Raw genomic sequence first — 20,802 nt, 5'->3', positions numbered from 1 at the left:
TTAATTATTGAACGAAAACTTTCTCATAGTTGAAGATGGTCCGCTTGTTGCCATTTGCATCTGTTACCACTTTATCAGCATGCAGGAAATACATGCCCGCACGATACGGTACATAAAACCGGAAAGCATGTCCATATACCTTGAATCGTTGCAACACCTTGCCATCCGCCGTGCACAGCCTGCATTGATAACCATCATAACCCCGCAGCGTTACAGCCTGTCCCGCAGCCACAGGATTGGGATACGCCACCCATTGGATCGGGCGTTCGACAGTGTCCGTAATAACACCCTTTACTTTCAGTAATGCTTTGGAAGAAGTGAGGTCGGCACAATCGCTTTTGATCACACAATGATATTCCCCTGCATCAGCTGCCTTTGCATTGGCAATAGAAAGTGTAGCGCTATTGCTGCCCGGCAATGAAAGCCCATTCCTGAACCACTGATAACTATTTGGCGTACGCGATACTGCTACGGAGAAAGAAACAGCTTGTCCGGCATCGACGGACTGACCCGCTGGTTGCTGCGTAATGGCAATGGGCAAGCCAACACTTACTTGCGCATTGTCTGAAGTAACTGTTGTTACATAAGCCGGGTCTTTATAAATACCACTGTATTGCTGCGTATGATAGTTGCTGGTGATGACACACGAATAAACACCGGCATCTGCTTCCTGCATAGCCGGAATGATGAGCACAGAATCATTGGCGCCGGAAATAGCTACCCCATCCTTCCGCCATTGATAACGCGGCAGAAAATCATTGAATACCGGATTGAGGAAATCATAACCAACGGCTGTTACAGACAACTCCGCCTTTTGACCGGCACACACGGTTTTATGCTGCGGTTGCTTCTTGATAGATAACAGCGACAGCGTGAGTTTGTCCATACAGAAATACGCAGGCGTATTCATGCCGTAGGCAGAATAGTCACTGGACGAAAGCACAAACTGGATAGAAGCTACACGGCCAAGCGGCAGCAGGTCAAACCAGCGCCAGTCCTTAATTATATAATGGTTAGCCGCATTGGTAGAACGGAAGTCGGCGAGATAAAACTCTGCCTGCGAAGTTTGCCGGCCGTCCTGGTCAAACCCATATGCCGTAAGCAGAAACCAATCCCCCTGCCGGAAAGCATGCGCAAAGCCATCCCCTTTCATCATCGACAAATAAGCATAAGAAGAATTGGTTACATACATCCCGGCCACTTCACAAGGCGCGCCATCATCCATCCATATCTTGCATGAAGCAGGCCGTGCCGGATTGAGCCCATAATACCCGATAATGAAAGGCGTGCCAGGACCATCTTTCCCGCCACGCGTCACAGCACTGAACTGATTGAGCGGATCAGGATTGGCATATTCATAGTCACGCTCCGATACTGTGAAGCCTTCCCAGAAGCTGCCGTACTCGGTATAATGATCAAAAACAAGATTGTCCTGGTAGAATTGCTTATACCCACCGATCACATTACCACCGGGGCCGGTAGTCTCCTGGCCGGGGTCCCATTGGTATACACCACTCCATACACCATTAAGAAAGTCATAAAAACCATTGAAGTCGGCCCGGTAATAACTGGCATGCCCCGGCAACGAGGGCGTTGACGGGTAAGGTTGACCGTAAGCAGGTACAAGACATACCATGCTCGCGCATAGCCAGATGGCTATCAGCCTCAAAGCAGTTACACGGATGCTCAATTTTAAAAACTTTAAAATCTAAGCATAACCCTGCGGGAAATAATAATAATGAAAAGCCAGTAAAAGCTGTCTCTCATTCAAGCTTTAGTCCCCGAAAGCTTATGAATTGAAAAATGTTCACTGGCAGGTCTTCTGGCTTGCTTCACCCTGGTCACCTTCCCGTCGTAACAACGACAGTGGCTTGTAGAACCAGGGCTTTATCCCTAAAACGGGACAGAAGCTTACAGCTGCGGGTCAGCTCCGGATTTTAACCGGATTCCCTATTAATCCCGGTTGCATTCGATAAAGCGAATAGACAACCGGAAACCAGTAACGGCAGCAAATGTAGCAAATTTCCAACACCACCCATTTGAAATCCGGCATCGTTTTAGATTATTGATCAATCGTTATTCGTAAATCCGTTACCCATTTATTATTTTTGCAATTATAAATAGCAGGTATGTCGTTTTTTAAAAATAAGGTAGTTGTCGTTACAGGAGGAACCGAAGGAATAGGAAAAGCTTTGGTAAATGCATTTATCGCCGAAGGCGCCCGGGTAGCCACCTGCGCCCGAAACTATGATAAGCTCTATACCCTGCAACTCCAACATACCAATGTAGAACTGCATACCATGACCTGCGACCTCAGCAAAGAGCAGGATTGCCGCCGGTTTATAGAATCCACCATCAAAACCTTTGGAGGCATCGATATCCTCATCAACAATGCAGGCGTCAGCATGCGGGCCCTTTTCCGCGATGCCGATGTGGAAGTGATCAAAAAAGTCATGGACATCAACTTCTATGGCGCTGTACATTGTACCAAGTACGCACTTGATTCCATCATACAACGTCAGGGAACCATTGTAGGCGTTTCTTCCATTGCCGGCTACAGAGGTCTGCCTGGCCGCAGCGGTTATTCAGCATCCAAGTTTGCCCTCCAGGGCTGGATGGAAGCCCTGCGCACAGAAATGTTGAGCGCTGGCGTAAATGTCATGTGGGTTTGTCCCGGCTTTACCGCCTCCAACATCCGCAACGCCGCCCTCAACAAAGACGGCAAGCCACAAGGCGAATCGCCCATGGACGAAAGCGCGATGATGACAGCCGAAGAAGTAGCAGAACATGTGCTGAAAGCCATCGAACAGCGCAAACGTACGCTGGTATTGACCTTCACAGGCAAGCGGACTGTATTCCTGAACCGCTTCTTCCCCGCCTGGACAGATAAACTGGTACACAAGTTTTTCTTTAAAAACGGGGAACTGGTTAAATAAATGGCATTAATAACCCTTACATCGGATATAGGACAGCAGGACTACCTCGTAGGGGCATTGAAAGGCCAGCTATTACAGATCAACCCTGCCTTTACATTAATAGATATATCCCATTCCCTCTCCCCATTCAATTACCCGCAGGCAGCCTACGTGTGCCGGAACGCTATCAACAACTTTCCGCCCTACACCTTTCACCTCCTGCTGGTAAACCTGTTTGAGAAAAAGCCGGAACAATTGCTCCTGGCCTATCACCGGGAACAGTACATTCTTTGTGCCGACAATGGCCTGCTCACCATGATCCTCGAAGGCAAGCCTGAAATGGTAATCGGACTACCCCTCGATAAGGCAGCGATCAAGAACACCCTCTATTGCGCCCGGGTAATGGGACATGCGGTACAGGAACTGCAGGCCGGAACCGGTCTGATGGATATCGGCACCCCCGATGTGCAGTTCACAGAAACCAACCACCTACGCCCCTTGCTGGGCGATAACTGGATTGAAGGCCAGATCATCTTCATCGACAACTTCGAGAACATCATCGTCAATATCACCCACGCCCAGTTTGAAGAACAGCGCAAAGGCAGGAGCTTCAAGATCGTTTTCAGGCGCAACGAGGTCATCTCCACCATCAGCGAAACCTACGCCGATGTGCAGGAAGGCGAAAAACTGGCCCTTTTCAATGCGGCCGGCTACCTCGAAATAGCCATCAACAAAGGAAATGCGGCTGGATTGCTCGGCCTGCAGGGCTTTACCGAGAAATCCCAGAACATGCAGAACCGGCTGTTCTACCAGACAGTGAGGATATACTTTGAATAATCCTTCCCCTGATCTACGTAAATCTTCGTTATTTCTTTTAATTTACCCCACCCTCTGCAATACCCGATCGTAATTGACTGTTCCTGAATTGATGATAATCGGCGGAGATATGACTAAAACCTGTTATAAATGTGGATTATATGCGGAATATAAAGAAATCGAAACCCGCTACACGAAACCCGAAACTCTATATATTTGCCAAGTTTAATAAAATCAATACAATATGAACTTTAGCCGTGTCAATAACATTGTAGGTTGGCTGGTTTGTTTGGTTGCTTGTACTGTTTACGTCCTCACCATGGAACCCACGGGAAGCTTTTGGGATTGTGGTGAGTTTGTGTCCAGTGCCTACAAGTTACAGATACCCCACCCCCCCGGAGCCCCACTGTACGTATTATTAGGTCGTTTCTTCATCGTGCTTTTTGGTGATGATCCAGCCAACGCTGCCAGGGGCGTGAACTTCATGAATGCTATTGCCAGCGGCTTTACCATATTATTCCTTTTCTGGAGCATTACCCACTTTGCCCGCAAGCTGGTACAAAAAGGACAGGAACTCACCGGTTCTCAGGTCTTTTCTGTAATGGCTGCCGGTGCAGTAGGTGCACTTGCTTATACCTTCTCCGATTCTTTCTGGTACAGCGCCGTTGAAGGTGAGGTGTACGCCCTTTCTTCATTATTTACTGCAATCGTATTCTGGGCCATCCTGAAATGGGAGCATGAAGTAGACAGAGAGAGCACCACCGACGGACATAAGTTCTCCCGCGCCGACCGCTGGATCATATTCATCTTCTTCATGATGGGCTTGTCGATCGGTGTTCACTTGTTGAACCTGTTGACCATCCCCGCCATCGTAATGGTATATTACTTCAAACGCTATAAAGTCACTACCTGGGGAACCATCTTTGCCTTCTTTATCGGTTGTGTGATCACTGGCCTCGTACAGGTGGTGATCATCCAATGGTCTATCAAAGGAGCCGGCTCATTCGACATCCTCTTTGTAAATAGTTTCGGACTGCCCTTCTTCAGCGGTTTTGCCTGCTATTTTATATTATTGGCACTCCTGCTGATCCTTGGCCTCCGTTTTGGCGAAGCACAGATCAAAAAGTTTACCCTGTTTCCGGTATGGTTATCAGCCATCATCCTGTTATTCTGCTTCCCCTTCATCAAGTCACCTGGCTCATTCGTATTGTTGTTGCTGGGATTGGGAGGCGTTATAGCACTGTGCTATTACTACAAATCAGGCGTGGCCTCCTTCCTCCGGATAGGCCTCTTCTCTTCCATCTTCGTGATCATCGGCTATTCTACCTACTTCACCACCCTTGTACGTTCTTCTGCCAATCCATCGGTAGATATGTATAATGTAGACAACCCGGTGAGCCTGGTAGGCTACCTCAGCCGTGAACAATACGGTGACTGGCCCATATTATACGGTCCTTATTTCACCGACAAACCTTCTCAGGAAAACTTTAAAATTACCGGCGATCGCTACGCAAAAGGAAAAGACAAGTATGAAGTAGCCGGTAAAAATGGTGGTATCGATTACGGTAGCATGCCCACTGCCCACTTGTTCCCACGTGCCTGGGATCCCAACAATGAGCGCCAGCAGGAACAGGTATACCGCAACTTTGGCGGCCTTGAGCAGGATGAAGAACCCAGCAGGGTTTCAGATATCCGGTATTTCCTCAACTACCAGTTCCGCTGGATGTACTGGCGTTACTTTATGTGGAACTTTGCAGGAAAACAAAACGACTTGCAGGGTTTTGGAAACCGTCGTGATGGAAACTGGAACAGCGGTATCAATTTCATAGACAAAGCATTTGGCCACAGCACACCAGATGTGTTGCCCGAAACGGCCGGATCTAAGAATAAAGCCAATAACAAGCTCTTTTTCCTGCCATTCATACTGGGTATACTTGGATTTATTTTCCAGTACCGCAATCGTAAAGACCTGCTGATAACCTTCCTGTTATTCTTCTTCACAGGCTTTGCCATTGTGATCTACCTCAACCAGGCAGGCTACCAGCCACGTGAACGTGACTACGCTTACGTAGGATCATTCTATGCTTTTGCCATCTGGATCGGGCTGGGTGTATTGTGGGTAAAAGAAGCATTGGGCAAATTCCTCAAAGGAGAGATGGCCAACTATGCAGCATTCGGCATATGCCTGCTGGCAGTACCTGTGCTCATGGCTTCACAGGAGTGGGACGACCATGACCGCGGTAAGAAATTGCTGGCCCGCGACCTTGGTAAAGATTACCTCGAGAGCTGTGAGAAAAATGCGATCCTGATATCATTTGGCGATAACGATACCTACCCCCTTTGGTATACACAGGAAGTAGAAGGAGTAAGAAAAGACCTGCGTGTGGTAAACTATAGTCTGTTGGGTACCGATTGGTACATCAATCAGCTGCGCTATAAAGTTAACGACAGCGAGCCGGCAGACGTGATCCTCACACCTGAGCAGATACAGGGAGGCAAGCGCGACAGGATCTACTACTATCCCCTGCCTGGCTACAACCAAACCGACTATTACGATCTCTATAAAGTATTCAAAGATGTAATAGCCAGCGAAGATCCAAACAAGATGGCGCCCATGGAAGGCGAGGATGAAGACAGACCCAACGTTTACCCGGTAAAGAAATTTAAACTACCGGTAGATGTGGAAGCTGTAAAGAAGACCCTGCAGCTCAATCCCGGTGATAGCATCGTGAGCGAACTGAAACTGGACATCAACCGCAACTCCATCGATAAGAACGACCTCGCAGTACTGGCGCTGATTGCTGCCAACAACTGGAAAAGGCCGATCTATTTCACGTCTACACAAGAGTTGGAAAACCTTGGACTGGAGAAATACACCCGCATGGAAGGATTGACCTATAGGTTAGTGCCCATCGAAAACCAGAACAATGTGGCAGCTGATATTGCCTTCAAGAACGTAACGGAAAAATTCAGCTATGGTGGTGCTAATATCGGTGGTGTGTATTTCGACGAAGAGAATCGTCGTCATGTCAACAGCATCCGCCAGACACACGCATTACTGGGCTTGACATTGGTTAACCTCAATAAGAAAGATTCAGCTAAAAAGGTACTTAACAGATATGATAGCAACGTGCTGGAAGAGAATATTCCTTACGGTATGACCTCCAATCGCGGAAACTTCCACAACCGCGTGTCCATGTCATTCCTGTTGGCTGCTTATGAAGCTGGCGATACGAAACTGTCCACGAAAGTGAATGCTTCCATGAAGCGCGACCTTGAACAGCAAATGCGTTATTACGGTTCACTGGGCGATGGCATGAGTTCTGAGCAACTGGCTATGCAGTCCGCTGCCTTCCTTAATAACAGAGGACACGCACTGGCTCCGCAGCAGGAGTATTTTGCACAGGATATCCTTTCATCCTACCAAATGCTGATGCAGCTTGCCGATTGGGAGAAACAATTCAAAGGAGGAGATAAACCTGGGGCCAACGTTGAGAATCCGGGTGTAGACGTCTCTACGCCTGATTCACAAAACGCACCTAAAAAGGACACTCCCCGATAAGGCTGATAGCTTAAAATAATACAGAGTGGCAAGTCGCGGAAACGCTTCTTGCCACTCTTTTTTTGCGCAAACGTTTGCCCTGATTTCCTCGTTTCCCGATCCTTAATAATCGCGTAACTTAGGCAAGTTACCTTGCGACTGCAAATGCCCGCATGAAGGAGACCAAAGCATATAACGAGCAGGAATTATGGCAACTGGTGCAACAGCACCGGGAGCAGGCGTTTGATGAACTGTATTATCGCTTCGCCCCTTCTTTATTGCAAACAGCCTTTCAAAAGACCAATGACCGCCATCTGGCAGATGATCTTGTACAGGACGTCTTTATCTGGGTATGGGAACATGCGCCCACGGTGCAGACCAATACCCGTGAACCATTCAACGTGGCAGCTTATCTTCATACAGCTCTCCGGCATAAGATATACAACTACTACCATCGCCGGCTTAAAGCACAGGCCATCCTCGCAGACATACAACAACAAACAACATCCTCGGCACACAGTATCGAACAACAATTGGAATACCGCGAAGTGATCACTGCGGTACACAATGAAATTGAGACCCTGCCTGCAGCTATGAAGCAAATATTCCAGCTGAGCCGGCAGGAAAACAAAAGCATCCCCGAGATCGCCGGCACACTGGCACTCTCCAAACAAACTGTCAAGAACCAATTAGGCATAGCAGTAAAACGCCTGCGCTCCTCTGTCGACAAACTACACACCTGGATTTGGTAGAACACTTTCTTCATTGTCATTTCGAGCCCTGCCATACGCTCTTGTATTATCAGCCCGCACACAGGGCGAGAAATCTGCTATCGAAGCAACCGTAAGCCCTCTCCAATGTTATCACAATATTAATTACAACTCCCCTATGGTACTTTCTCTCCATTCGATTGCTATATAATAAAACGGACCTGATTCTATGGACGAACAGAAAGCACAACAGCTATTGGAGCGCTACCACAACGGCACCATCACAAAAGATGAGCTGGCGCAATTGGAACAGTGGTATGCAAACCTGGATAAAACACAGGAACCATTCTTTCGTCCCGGAGCAGATACGGAAGCACACCTGCAACACCTGCTGCACAATATCCACCAGGGCATTGCACAGCAGCATAGTACAGAAGAGGCGTCAGATGCAGCAGACGTTGTAGAGATGCGCAAGCAACCACCCGGCCTCCGGTGGATGGCCGCGGCCATTATTTTGATCACCCTGACGGCGGGCGCTTTGTTGTGGTACCGGACGTCACAGGACAGACCAGCGGCAGTAGCACAAACGATCGCCGCACCGGCAGGAGAAATGCGCAGCGTTGTGCTGCCCGATAGCAGCACCATTTGGTTAGCAGGCGGCGCACAAGTACAATACCTTGAAGATTATGGAAAACATACACGTACAGTAACCCTGCAAAAAGGGAAAGTATTCTTTGAGGTGAAGAAAGATCCGGCTCATCCCTTCATTGTTGCAACCGGAAGTATAGCCACGAAAGTATTGGGTACATCATTTACAGTGGACATTGAAAATGACCGTCAGCCGATAGTGGCAGTTGCTACCGGTAAAGTGGCGGTGAGCCTCGGCAGCAAAACCTTATCCGTATTGCCCCCCGGCAAAAAGCTACAGGTAAATCCTGTTACTGGGTCTTTTACGGTGAGCGATCAACCAGTAGCATTGGTAAACGCCTGGGCACAACAGGAGTTAACATTGGCAGGTGTAGATTTCACCGGACTGGCACAGGCCTTTGAAACCTTTTACAATGTACGCATACAGGCAGGCAGTAAAGAGATACAACAGAATAAGTACACCATTATACTAAAGCGTACCGTAGCTCCGGAGAAAGTGCTGCAAGTGATCAGCAGCCTTTATCACAACCAATATCGTATGATGCCCGACGGAAGCTATAAGATATATTAATACAACAGGCAGGTTGCTTTACAGAAAGCCCTGTCCCCTATACTTTTCATTCTAATACTACAAACACTACAAACGTATGAAAAATTGCGCTGGCTCTTTTTCCGGGAATACTATGTCCCGGCTGTCCGGGCCATGGGTATTTGGTTTTATTGTATGCCTGATGCTGGGTAGCCTCAACGTGGCGGCCCAGGAGCCAGGACTGTTGAAGAAACAAATCACCATTTCTTTTGTGGACGGATCAATAAAGACCGTACTGGAAAAACTGCAAACAGAAACAGGGATACCCTTTGTGTATAACCCCGAAGAAGCAGGCAAGTATAAAAACACTGCCCACGAATTCAAACAAACTGCCGTGCAGGACATTCTGAAAGCCATGCTGGGCAACAGCAACCTGGTATATGAAGAATCCAATGGATACATCATTGTGCGTACAGGCAGAAAGGCGGCAGTACCTAAAAAGCAAACCACGCTTCCAGGCACCGTAACCGGAAAGATCACCGATGAAGAAAGCGGCGAACCTGTAGCAGGCGCTACGATCAAGATTGGTGAGTACACCGTATTGAGTGATAATGAAGGCCTTTATTCAGTTGTGTTGCCCAAAGGCAGTTATACAGCAGCCATCAGCGTAATAGGTTACCAGCCGAGAGAAGTAGCCGGTATCGAAGCCAAAGACGAAGGCTTTGCTACACAGGACATCACCCTCAAAAAAGCAAAAGGCGAACTGAACGAAGTAGTAGTGTTGGGCTTTGGACAAACACAGCGCAAGATCGCACAAACCGGCGCTGTAGCTTCCATCACTTCGAAAGAGATCAAACAAAGTCCCGTAGCCAATATTGCCAACTCGCTCGCAGGCCGCTTGCCGGGTCTCGTTACGGTACAGCATTCAGGCGATCCTGGTATGGATGTCCCGGACATGTATATCAGAGGTCGTGCTACTTCCAATACAACTGCGCCCCTGATCACGATCGATGGTGTGCAGAAAGATGCCAGCGTTTTCTCCGTGCTCGATCCCAACGAGATTGAAAACATCACTATTCTTAAAGATGCTTCCGCTACTGCACTCTATGGAGTAAAAGGCGCTAATGGCGTGATCATTGTTAAAACACGTCGTGGTAAAGAAGGCCGCCCGGGCATCAATGCCAGCATACAGCGCTCGGTGCAAACGCCCACCCGTATGCCCCAGTTTCTCGACTCGTACAACCTGGCTTTGCTGGCCAATGAGGCTTATAAGAATGACAACCCTACCGGTACACTGCCACCTTATACGGCAGAAGCCATCGAAGCCTATAGAACAGGATCAGACCCTTACAAATACCCAAATGTGGATTGGATCGATGAAATGCTAAAACCGTCCCAGATGACCCGCGCCGATATGAACATCAGCGGCGGCAGCAAACTGGTGAAGTATTTTGTGAATGTGGGTTACGTACAACAAGATGGCTTGTACAAATCAGAGAAGCAACCCCAATACGATCCCAATACCATTTACAAACGTTATAACTTCCGTTCCAACGTTGATATCGACTTCGACGAAAACTTCTCGATAGCCTTGAACCTGTCAGGTGCTATCGAAGACAGAACAGCCTCCGCCACCTCTACCTACGATATATTCAACTACCTGTTCAAGATGCCTCCCACCTACTCCCCCATCAAATACCCTACAGGATATTATGGCGGCGAAGTGCGCGGCAATCCATTTGCCTTGCTGAACACGACAGGCTTTATACAGAACTTCAACTCCTATCTGTCAGGACAGCTTTCTGCTACCCGCAAGCTGGATTTCATCACCAAAGGCTTGTACGTAAAAGGCAACTATTCATTCGATGGTAAGTTTATCAACTCACTCAGACGTACCCGCCAGGTAAGAACAGCGAAATACAGTGGCGTAGGCAATATTAACGACACGGCCAGCTATACCTATGTGAGCAGCGACCTCCCTTTGAGCGCACCTTCACCTGGTTACGATCAAAGCCGCAGTATCTGGATAGACCTGTCGCTGAATTATGACCGCTCCTTTGGCGATCACCATGTGTCCGGTCTCTTGCTGGCCAACAGAACACAATTGCTGGTGGGTGGCACCACGGCCAGTGCCGAGAAACTGATCCCTTTTGTATCACAAGGCCTGGTATCACGTCTTACCTATAACTACCGCAATAAGTATTTCGTGGAGTTCAATGCCGGCTACAACGGTACCGACAACTTTGCGAAGAACAACCGCTATGGATTCTTCCCGGCTGTTTCCGCAGGATGGGTAATTTCACAGGAGAACTTCCTGAGCAGCAACCCGATCATCGACTTTTTAAAGATCAGGGCATCGTATGGCTTGACTGGTAATGACCAGCTGAATGGCAGAAGGTGGTTGTTCGTATCCCAATATGGCGCCACTTCAGGATATGGCTATGGCGAAACCCTGCAAACGATCGGTGGCCGTTCCGAAGGCGCTATGGCCAACGAAGCCGTAACCTGGGAAAAGTCGCACAAGACCAATATCGGTCTGGAATTAAAGATGTGGAATGGTTTGCTGGGCATCACTGCCGACTTCTTCCGGGAAAAGCGTACCGACATCCTGATCACGCGTGGCTCTGTGCCTTCTATCATCGGTATGTCTACTGCCAACCTTCCGCCTACCAACATGGGTGAGATCCTGAATCAGGGATTTGAAGTAGAAGCCACCCATCGCCAGCGGCTTGGAAAAGTTACCTACTTCGTGAATGCCAACGCTTCTTACTCCAAAAACAAAATACTCTACATGGATGAGGTAGAGAGACGATACGATTACCTGAGAAGAACAGGTACTTCACTTGGTCAGTACTTTGGTCTCACTTCCATCGGCTTCTTCCAAAGCCAGGACGAGATCAACAAAAGCCCCAAACAGTTTGGTACGGTTATTCCCGGTGACCTGAAGTACAAAGACCTCAACGGTGACAATGTGATCGATGCATTGGACGAAGGCCCTATCGGTAACACCGATGTACCCCAGATCATGTATGGCATTTCAGCCGGCATCAACTGGAAGAATTTCGACTTCAGTGTATTATTCCAGGGCGCTGCCAAGTTCAATATCCTGTTCAGCAATGAAGGTGCATGGGAGTTTTACAACCAGGCATCAGCCATGGAGCGACACCTGGGCAGGTGGACACCACAAACTGCTGCCACAGCCACCTATCCTGCGCTGCATTACAATACCAACGTGAACAACTGGCGCAACTCCACCTTCTTCCTCGAAGATGCCAGCTATATCAGGTTGAAGAACCTGGAGATAGGCTACACATTCAGGAATCTGGCCATCACCAAAAAAGCAACGCTGTCCAACGTGCGTATCTATGCCAATGGCATGAACCTGATCACCTGGGACAAAATGGGCAATGACTATTTCGATCCTGAAGCGCCCACCGGCAGAGGCTTCTTCTATCCCCAGCTGAAAGTCTTCAACGTTGGCGTATCAACAGATTTTTAAACTAACTAATTCATTACAAATGATACTGAATAAAAAATACAGCACGCTGATCTGGGTAGCAGGTTGCCTGCTTGGCCTGCTGATGACGGGCTGCTCTAAAACAAACGGCTACCTCGATAAAGCCGAATCAGGTGGATTGACAGAAGACCAGGTGTTCAACGATTACGTACAAACACAATCCTACCTCGCCTCCATTTACTTCAATGGCATTAACGCAGGCGATTGGATGCCCGCCTATTCCTTTACCTGGGCAGCAGCCACCGACGAAGCCAAATGTCCTTACACAACAGTCAACAGTCCGGTTGGCTTCAACAACGGATCATTGTCACCCACCTACAACCCGGTTGATATCTGGGCCGGTAAATACCAACATCTCCGACAGGTAAACCGCCTGATCGCCAAGATCGACAAAGTGCCTGTCTCAGATGATCAGGCGCAGATCAACGGTAAACTGCGGATGAAGGGAGAAGGATTTTTCCTGCGTGCCTTCTTCTACTTCCAGCTGTTTCAGCGTTACGGCGGTGTGCCCATCGTTGACAGGGTATTGACCATCGACGACAACCTGAACCTGCCAAGGAATTCTGCGGATGAAGTGGCGGCTTTTATCGTAAAAGACTGTGACAGTGCCGTTCAATACCTTGCCAACTCCTGGCCTGCTGTAGAACTGGGAAGAGCTACCAGAGGAGCTGCCCTGCTGCTGAAAGCAAGAACACTGTTGTATGCAGCCAGCAAACTGTACAATCCTGAAAACAAGGTAGAGAAATGGACTGCTGCGGCGGCCGCAGCCAAAGTGGTGATGGACATGAAAGATGTGTACCGCATGGACGATAACTATAAAACATTATTCCATACCCGTACTTCACCTGAGATCATTTTCCAATCTACCATCAACAACGTGTGGCAGGTAGTGGCCAACGACTGGGTGCGCCACACGGAGCCACCGAGCAAAGGTGGTGGCTGGGGCAACCTGCAGCCGTTGCAGAACATGGTAGATGATTATGAAATGGCGAATGGCAAATACATCACCGACCCTACCTCCGGTTATGATGCTAACAATCCTTATGTAGGCCGCGACCCCCGTTTCCATCAATCGATTATTTACAATGGCCGCAGCTGGCTGGGCTCTCCTATCTACACGTATGTAGGTTCAGGCACCGATGGCCTCAACTACAATACCGCTGCTACCCAAACCGGGTATTATGTAGCCAAGAACCTCGATGAGAACGCTACCCTCATTTCATCCTATAAGCCAGGCAGCCACTACTGGATCTTCATGCGCTATACAGAAGCATTCCTGAACTATGCAGAAGCGCAGAACGAAGCAGTAGGACCTGATCAATCAGTATACGATGCCATCAATAAAGTACGTGATCGCCTTACTGTGAAGATGCCTCCCCTGCCTGCAGGCCTTTCCAAAGATGAAATGCGCGAACGCATACGTCATGAACGCAGAGTAGAACTGGCCTTCGAAGCACACCGCTATTGGGACGTGCACAGGTGGCGCATTGGCGGAGACGCAGCATCTACCGATGCCTATGGCATGAAGATCACCAAGACAGGCAACACCTACAAGTATGAAAAGTTTCTGCTGGAGAAGCGCGTGTACAAACCCGCCTTCGATCTGTTCCCTATCCCGCAAGGCGAAAGAGACAAGCAAAAAGCACTGGAACAAAATCCGGGGTATAACTAATAGAGACGAATTGTAGTCAGGCCGCTCCAGGCGGCCAGACCTTTCAAAGCAAAGGGATACCTTTTCAAAGCGAACGAGAATTGCCCGGTCCTTTAGGGCCGGGTTTATATATGATCAATATCTCTTTGGGCTTTAGCCCAATTAAAAATCCCGGTCTGCGAAGGACCGGGATTTTTAATATTAACTGACGGCCTTGCGGCTGATATCGCACAACATATCCGAATGAATATTCAAGCCAAGCGTGGTCATGTTGAACAAATGTTCGCTGGCTGCCAGCCACACGATCTCACAGATTTCCCGCTCAGAGTAATAATGAGCCATACGGGTAAAGACATCGGGGCTTACTTTCTTGTCAATTGTCAACTCAGTTACATAATCCAGTGCAGCCCTTTCCGCATTGCTGAACAGTGAACTATTGGCATATTGGTCCAGTGCATTGAACTTGGCTTCATTGATCGAGTTTTTGATCACCTGCCAGCGGGCAGCATCGATACAGAAATGACAGATGTTGATCTTTGCGATCTGGGTACGGATCAGCAGCATGGTTTCTGCCGGCAACACCAGCTTTTTGTCGAGCTTGGATACCTTGGCATAAAACAGCCCAAAAGCTGAGGGCAACCGGGCGGAATGGACTTTCGTAGGTGTTATGACCTTGCCAAACTCTTTACGGAGGAAGAAATAGGCCATTTTCATCATCAGCCCTTTGGGCTTCTCGATCGGGGAAAGGAAAGCGTTCATTTGATTTCGTTTTACTGGTTTACATTTTTGTATTACACCCTATCGACGACCAGACTAAACAAAGGCGGACAATCTATATGAACTATTTTTAAACGGTAGTGTTGCAAGTAGAAGGCCCGGACTTCCCCCCTCGTTGCCTTGCTGCCTCTATGCCTTTCCCGCGCTCCCAACAATTTCACTTAACAATTTGTTATTGAAATTGATACGTATTGCGGACGGTATAGTCAGCAATAATGCTTAAATTGAAGTAGAACCCTTATATAGTTAAAATTATAATTCGTGATAGGTCATCATTTTTCAAAGTTTGATCCCAATAACAAGGGTAAGAGCCGGTTTGACCAGTTGCTCGATGTGCTGATGCAGTTATTGTCCTACACCAATGGCGATATTACAGAAGCGTTGAACTGGATGAACCAACTGGATAAAGAATACGAACTCACAGACAGTGAGTACGGTATGGGCGATTTCATCGAGGAGTTGCGGGAGAAGGGCTATATCCAGGAGAACCCGGTAAACGGGCAGATATCCATCACCTCCAAGACCGAGCAAGGCATCCGCAAGAAGTCGCTCGAGGAAATATTCGGGAAACTCAAGAAGACAAAGTCAGGACAACACCATACTTTCAAACCGGGACAGGGTGACGAGATCAGTCCGGATACCCGCCCTTATCAGTTTGGTGATACCCTGGAGCAGATCGACTTTACCACTTCCATCCTCAACGCGCAGATCAACCACGGCATAGACAGCTTCAGCATGCAGGAGGACGATTTGTCTATCCGCGAAACGGATTACAAGGCCCAGACCTCTACGGTGCTGATGATCGATATCTCCCACTCCATGATCCTGTATGGCGAGGACCGCATTACGCCGGCCAAGAAAGTGGCCATGGCATTGAGTGAGCTGATCACCACCAAGTATCCCAAGGATACACTGGACATCGTAGTGTTTGGTAATGACGCCTGGCCGGTAGAGATCAAGGACCTTCCCTATTTACAGGTGGGACCGTATCATACCAACACGGTGGCCGGACTGGAAATGGCGATGGACCTGCTGCGCAGGCGGAAGAACCCCAACAAGCAGATCTTCATGATCACAGATGGTAAGCCTACCTGTCTCAAAGTTGGAAAACGCTATTACAAGAACAGCTTTGGGCTCGACAGGAAGATCACGAACCGTTGTCTGAACCTGGCGGCACAATGCAAGAAACTTAAGATACCGATCACTACCTTTATGATCGCAACAGACCCCTATTTACAGCGGTTTGTGCAGGAATTCACCGAAACGAATAATGGTAAGGCATTCTTCGCTTCCCTGGATAAACTGGGCGCTTTCATCTTCAAGGACTTTGAAAGCGGCCGTCGTAAGACCGTGTATTAATACCTTCATTGCCTGTGAAAAGACTATTGGCAGTACAATTAATTTTCAACAGAACATATTCTAATGACTAAGAGATTAGCAGCAACTTTAGGAGAGCTTAAGAAAAGTGGATATAAACCTTTATCGGTAAAGGAAGAGATACGCAAGAACCTGATCTGCTCCCTGCAGAAACAGGAAAATACCTTCAAAGGAATTCTGGGGTATGAAGAAACAGTAATACCTGATGTGGAAAGAGCCCTGCTTTCCCAGCACAATATACTTTTCCTTGGTTTGCGTGGACAAGCCAAGACCCGCATGGCCCGCCAAATGGTGGACCTGCTGGATGAATATGTGCCGGTAATATACGGAAGTGAGATCAACGATGATCCGCTCAATCCTATTTCCCGTTATGCCAAAGACCTTATCGCGGAGAAGGGCGATGAAACACCCATCGTATGGCTGCACCGCAGCGAACGGTATGGCGAGAAACTGGCCACGCCCGATGTAAGTGTAGCCGACCTGATCGGTGACATCGATCCCATCAAGGCTGCCAACCTCAAGCTCCACTTTGCTGATGAAAGAGTGATTCACTACGGCATCATTCCCCGCAGCAACCGTGGCATCTTCGTGATCAACGAAATTCCCGACTTGCAGGCGCGCATACAGGTGGCTCTGTTCAATATTCTTGAAGAAGGCGATGTGCAGATACGCGGCTTTAAACTGCGCATGCCATTGGATATCCTGTTTGTGTTTACGGCCAATCCGGAAGATTATACCAATCGCGGATCGATCGTGACGCCGCTGAAAGACCGTATAGAAAGCCAGATACTTACGCACTATCCGAAGAGCATTGAAACAGCCCTGTCCATTACAGAGCAGGAAGCAGATGTGCCGGAAGCGCAAAAAGAAAAGGTCCGCGTCAGTGACCTTATCAAGCGATTGATAGAGCAAATACCTTTCGAAGCGCGCAGCAGTGAGCTGGTCGATAAAAAGAGCGGTGTATCTGCCCGTTTGAGCATCTCGGCCTTTGAGAATGCCGTGAGTGCTGCCGAGCGCCGCGTGATCATCAACAAGGAGAAAGACACACAGGTTTGGATCAGTGATATGATCGGTGTGATCCCCTCTATCACTGGTAAGATAGAGTTGGTGTATGAAGGTGAGCAGGAAGGCCCTTACCAGGTAGCCATGAACCTGCTCGACAAAGCCATCCGCACACAGTTTGTCAATTACTTCCCCAATCCTGAGTCGCTGAAAAAGAAACGCAGCAGCCAGCAACAGGCGGAGGATAATCCCTATCGTTCCATCCAGGCATGGTTCGATAAAGGCAATGCACTCAATATCTTCTTCAATACTACCGATGCAGAAAAGGTGCAGCAGTTGTACAGAGTGGATGGGTTACATGCATTGGTAAAACGCTTCTTCAAAGGCGCTAATGAAAAAGAAGCCGCTTTGCTGATGGAATTTGTATTACATGGACTGGCGTCCTTCTCCCTCATCAGCAAGAAGATCGTGGAGAACAAAGTAGAGTTCAAAGACCTCATGGGGTCCATGCTCAACCTGGGTAATACCGGTAACTTCTCTGAAGAAGACCTCGAAAGCGACGACTTTAATTAACGGCTATCATTTAATAAGAAATGCCCTGATCATTATATGATCAGGGCATTTTCATGTATACAGTGGTTATTATCGTACCAGCAACTTCTGCGTTGAAGTCGACTTCGCATTTTTCACCTGGATAATGTAAGTGCCACTGAGGAGGTTCTTCGGATCGAGGATGTAGTTATTCCCTTTCGTTGATCCTTCAAACACTTTTGTTCCTTGTAAGGAAACAACTGTGATCGTGGTTGTCTCTTTATCTGCATTGGGAAACTCCAGCATCACAGGCTTATTTATGGCTACAGGATTTGGATACATCTGGAACTTATCCGGATTGATGGTCTCTTTTACTGCAGCAACCCGTTGCGTGTGATGATAAGCATGCGTGCAATATTTACTCATGTCGATGCCTACTTCACCCTCACCACTTGATGTTATAGCACCTTCGGCAGTTCTTGCCGATGCAAGGTTGGCTGACTGGTACCACCGGGTATTGATAGCAGCAGCACCGGTGACACCGGTCACCAGCCGCAACCTGTAATCATACTTGGCGGTGCGGGTGCTTTCGCCATTGTAGATATGATCTGTATTGGTGATCACGGCGATCACTACGTTGTTGGCGGGCGGCAGGTCAAGACGCAGGCTCACCTGGCCGCTTGATACATACTGGCTGTACACCGGTGTGCCGTTGGTAGAACGATATACCAGTTGGCAAGTCATGTTGGCGCCGATGGGCTCAAAGTTCACCGTCACCATATTGCCGGTGACAGTTAGCGGTATCTGGTTGGCTCCTGACCATCCGGGCAATGTACGTGCTTCCGGGGTTAGCAGACCGCTGCTGTTGGTGGTGGCAACATACGGTGTAGCAGTCCATGCTGCCGGGTTCATCCACGAAGGTTGCCATTCGGCCTGGATGGTTTGACCAAAGTGGGCATTCAGCAGTGCAACGATGGCATTCTTCCATGGACCGAAGTCGACCAGCGCTTGCTTGGCGCGGTATTCTGTGATCAACCGGCGTGTTTGTGCAGTACCGATGCCTGAAGCAATACCTGCTAACACACGTGTAGGTGAATTGCGCCATATCCAGGGCACTGCACCATCGCCCAGCGCATTACCCAGGAAGGTGGGGAATGAACTGCTGTACTGGTGGCCGCCGAGGTACGTGCGCCAGGTACAAAGTTGCTGCCCGCTGCTATTATACCTGTTTACGCCTTCTGCAGAAGGGCCGCCAAAGCTACCATCCTGCAGCCATCCGGAGTAGCACTCGATGGGCATGAAAGGTGCAATGAAGTCAGTACCACTCAGATCGCCCATGGAGCTGTAGTTGCCGCTCCTTCTGGCGTCGGCCACCTGCTGTAGCCACACGTTGCCACCTTCGTGGAACCAGGCTGATTGCTTCACACCGGGCAGGTCGGCCAGGAGGGAGTGGATGCCTTCATGCACCATAGCGCCTTTCTGGAACTCCTTGTCAGAATACGTAGAGGCAGGATCGAAGCTGTAAATAGGATAATAAGATGCCAGCACCATCGGCCAACTTGTACCATTGTAATTGATGGCGCTTTGCCAGCCTCCCAATGCGGTATTGGGCGCATTGTCGGTACAAAGACCAGAGCCATACAAATACACTGCACTGCGATAGCCATTTTTGGCGCGCAGATCAGGTGGCCAACCCATCTGGTCACGGAAGTACGCAAAGTCTGTATTCATGCGTGCCAGCATGGGTGTAATGGCATTGGTGGTGACCAGTGAATTTTTGTTGGGCCCCCAGCGGAAACACCACCACTGCGAAGATTGTGTGCCCACTACCTGCGGACAATCGTTCAGCACATTGGTAGGTGTAGGCAGCGAAGGAAATTCATCCCGGAAGTTGTAACTGATGTTGGGCGAATAAGAAGGCCAGGTATACGGATTACCTGTGCCGCCACCGCCAACAACAGTGCCCATTACCCGCCATTCGAGAATACCGGTAGACTGTGTGGTATTGCGCATAGTAACACGCAGCCGTGTAACATTCACAGCGCTGAAGGATAACGTATTGAAGGCATTGGTCACCAAAGGAATGTTACCCATGTTCACCCAGGCCGAACCAGTCCAGCGTTCCAGGTAAGCGGTAGTAGGTGTCAATACGCCACCACCATCGTTGAACCAATACACCTGAACGGACGTAACGGAATAGGTCTGCGCCCAGTCGTACTGCACCCATTGCAGTGAATTGGGATTATTCCAGTTGCCATACGCGCCATGTGATTTATCATTGGAATTGGCGGGCGTGAAGTTGTCGTTCAATGCAGCGATGGTTTCCCAGGAAGAGACATACGAAGTGGACGCCGTAGCTTGAGGCGCCACGTTGGTTTGCGCGCTCACTTGGGCAGCACAGCAAACCAACAAAAGCAAAATGCAAGTCAATTGTTTGATCATACAATAAGCGTTTAATTAATATTGAATAATAAAAGGGTTTGGTGTAGACAAATAGCTACGCCGCAGACAAATAACAGCACTGCCCTGCTTGTTAAGTCAAGGTTACAATGGGTTGAGGATGTAAAGGGTAATGCCTCCCCGACAGGAGGTGCAGATCAATTTAGAGAATAGCGGTGCGATGGTACAGGATGATTGTTTACCGGTGTTGCTACACCGGTAGTGTGGAACCCGCAGGGCAGCGGTTATGGAGTAGTTGCTATAATACCGGTTATAAATATACTAAGCGGGGGACGACAAATGATAACAAATATTAACACGTTTTAGTGGGATATTTACAATTATTGTC

Annotated in this window: 12 protein-coding genes and 1 riboswitch; of the genes, 9 read left to right on the top strand and 3 right to left on the bottom strand. The window is 48.6% G+C overall.

Annotation, left to right across the window (positions count from 1 at the left end):
• Positions 1-4: 4 nt before the first annotated feature.
• The gene (locus AC5JBY_RS17215; protein ID WP_495905863.1) at positions 5-1,690 is read right to left on the bottom strand and encodes a DUF4465 domain-containing protein; all 1,686 of its coding nucleotides are present in this window, start codon (positions 1,688-1,690) and stop codon (positions 5-7) included.
• A 105-nt stretch (positions 1,691-1,795) separates the two neighbouring features.
• A riboswitch (cobalamin riboswitch) is annotated at positions 1,796-2,016 on the bottom strand.
• Positions 2,017-2,129: 113 nt separating this feature from the next.
• On the opposite strand from AC5JBY_RS17215, the gene AC5JBY_RS17210 reads away from it, so the two are divergent.
• The 7 genes from AC5JBY_RS17210 to AC5JBY_RS17180 all read left to right on the top strand — a co-directional run bounded on the left by AC5JBY_RS17210 (position 2,130) and on the right by AC5JBY_RS17180 (position 14,348).
• Positions 2,130-2,936 (top strand): SDR family oxidoreductase, encoded by an 807-nt coding sequence (locus tag AC5JBY_RS17210; protein ID WP_495905862.1) that lies wholly within the window; start codon positions 2,130-2,132, stop codon positions 2,934-2,936.
• A complete protein-coding gene (locus AC5JBY_RS17205) occupies positions 2,937-3,752 on the top strand; it encodes an SAM hydrolase/SAM-dependent halogenase family protein (protein ID WP_495905861.1) in 816 nt (271 codons plus the stop codon).
• Positions 3,753-3,975: 223 nt separating this feature from the next.
• Positions 3,976-7,293: a glycosyltransferase family 117 protein gene (locus AC5JBY_RS17200; RefSeq protein WP_495905860.1), complete on the top strand. Its 3,318-nt coding sequence runs from the start codon at positions 3,976-3,978 to the stop codon at positions 7,291-7,293.
• Positions 7,294-7,445: 152 nt separating this feature from the next.
• A complete protein-coding gene (locus AC5JBY_RS17195) occupies positions 7,446-8,024 on the top strand; it encodes an RNA polymerase sigma factor (protein ID WP_495905859.1) in 579 nt (192 codons plus the stop codon).
• Between the two features lie 187 nt (positions 8,025-8,211).
• On the top strand, positions 8,212-9,201 hold the full coding sequence (locus AC5JBY_RS17190; RefSeq protein ID WP_495905858.1) for a FecR family protein: 990 nt from the start codon (positions 8,212-8,214) through the stop codon (positions 9,199-9,201).
• A gap of 76 nt (positions 9,202-9,277) precedes the next feature.
• Entirely contained in the window at positions 9,278-12,658 is a 3,381-nt protein-coding gene (locus tag AC5JBY_RS17185; RefSeq protein ID WP_495905857.1) for a TonB-dependent receptor, read from the top strand.
• A gap of 19 nt (positions 12,659-12,677) precedes the next feature.
• Positions 12,678-14,348 carry a RagB/SusD family nutrient uptake outer membrane protein gene (locus tag AC5JBY_RS17180; RefSeq protein WP_495905856.1) on the top strand — a complete coding sequence of 557 codons (1,671 nt, stop codon included), beginning with the start codon at positions 12,678-12,680 and terminating at the stop codon, positions 14,346-14,348.
• Positions 14,349-14,528: 180 nt separating this feature from the next.
• Here AC5JBY_RS17180 and AC5JBY_RS17175 read toward each other — a convergent pair whose 3' ends face one another.
• Positions 14,529-15,086 (bottom strand): carboxymuconolactone decarboxylase family protein, encoded by a 558-nt coding sequence (locus AC5JBY_RS17175; protein WP_495905855.1) that lies wholly within the window; start codon positions 15,084-15,086, stop codon positions 14,529-14,531.
• Between the two features lie 279 nt (positions 15,087-15,365).
• On the opposite strand from AC5JBY_RS17175, the gene AC5JBY_RS17170 reads away from it, so the two are divergent.
• Positions 15,366-16,463: a vWA domain-containing protein gene (locus tag AC5JBY_RS17170; protein WP_495905854.1), complete on the top strand. Its 1,098-nt coding sequence runs from the start codon at positions 15,366-15,368 to the stop codon at positions 16,461-16,463.
• Positions 16,464-16,526: 63 nt separating this feature from the next.
• The gene (locus AC5JBY_RS17165; RefSeq protein ID WP_495905853.1) at positions 16,527-18,056 is read left to right on the top strand and encodes a sigma 54-interacting transcriptional regulator; all 1,530 of its coding nucleotides are present in this window, start codon (positions 16,527-16,529) and stop codon (positions 18,054-18,056) included.
• A gap of 69 nt (positions 18,057-18,125) precedes the next feature.
• Here the strand turns inward: AC5JBY_RS17165 and AC5JBY_RS17160 are convergent, their stop codons facing one another.
• Entirely contained in the window at positions 18,126-20,456 is a 2,331-nt protein-coding gene (locus AC5JBY_RS17160) for a T9SS type A sorting domain-containing protein (RefSeq protein ID WP_495905852.1), read from the bottom strand.
• Positions 20,457-20,802 lie beyond the last annotated feature (346 nt).

The sequence above is a fragment of the Paraflavitalea sp. genome (assembly GCF_059502485.1).
This window is presented reverse-complemented; position numbering and strand designations above follow the sequence as displayed.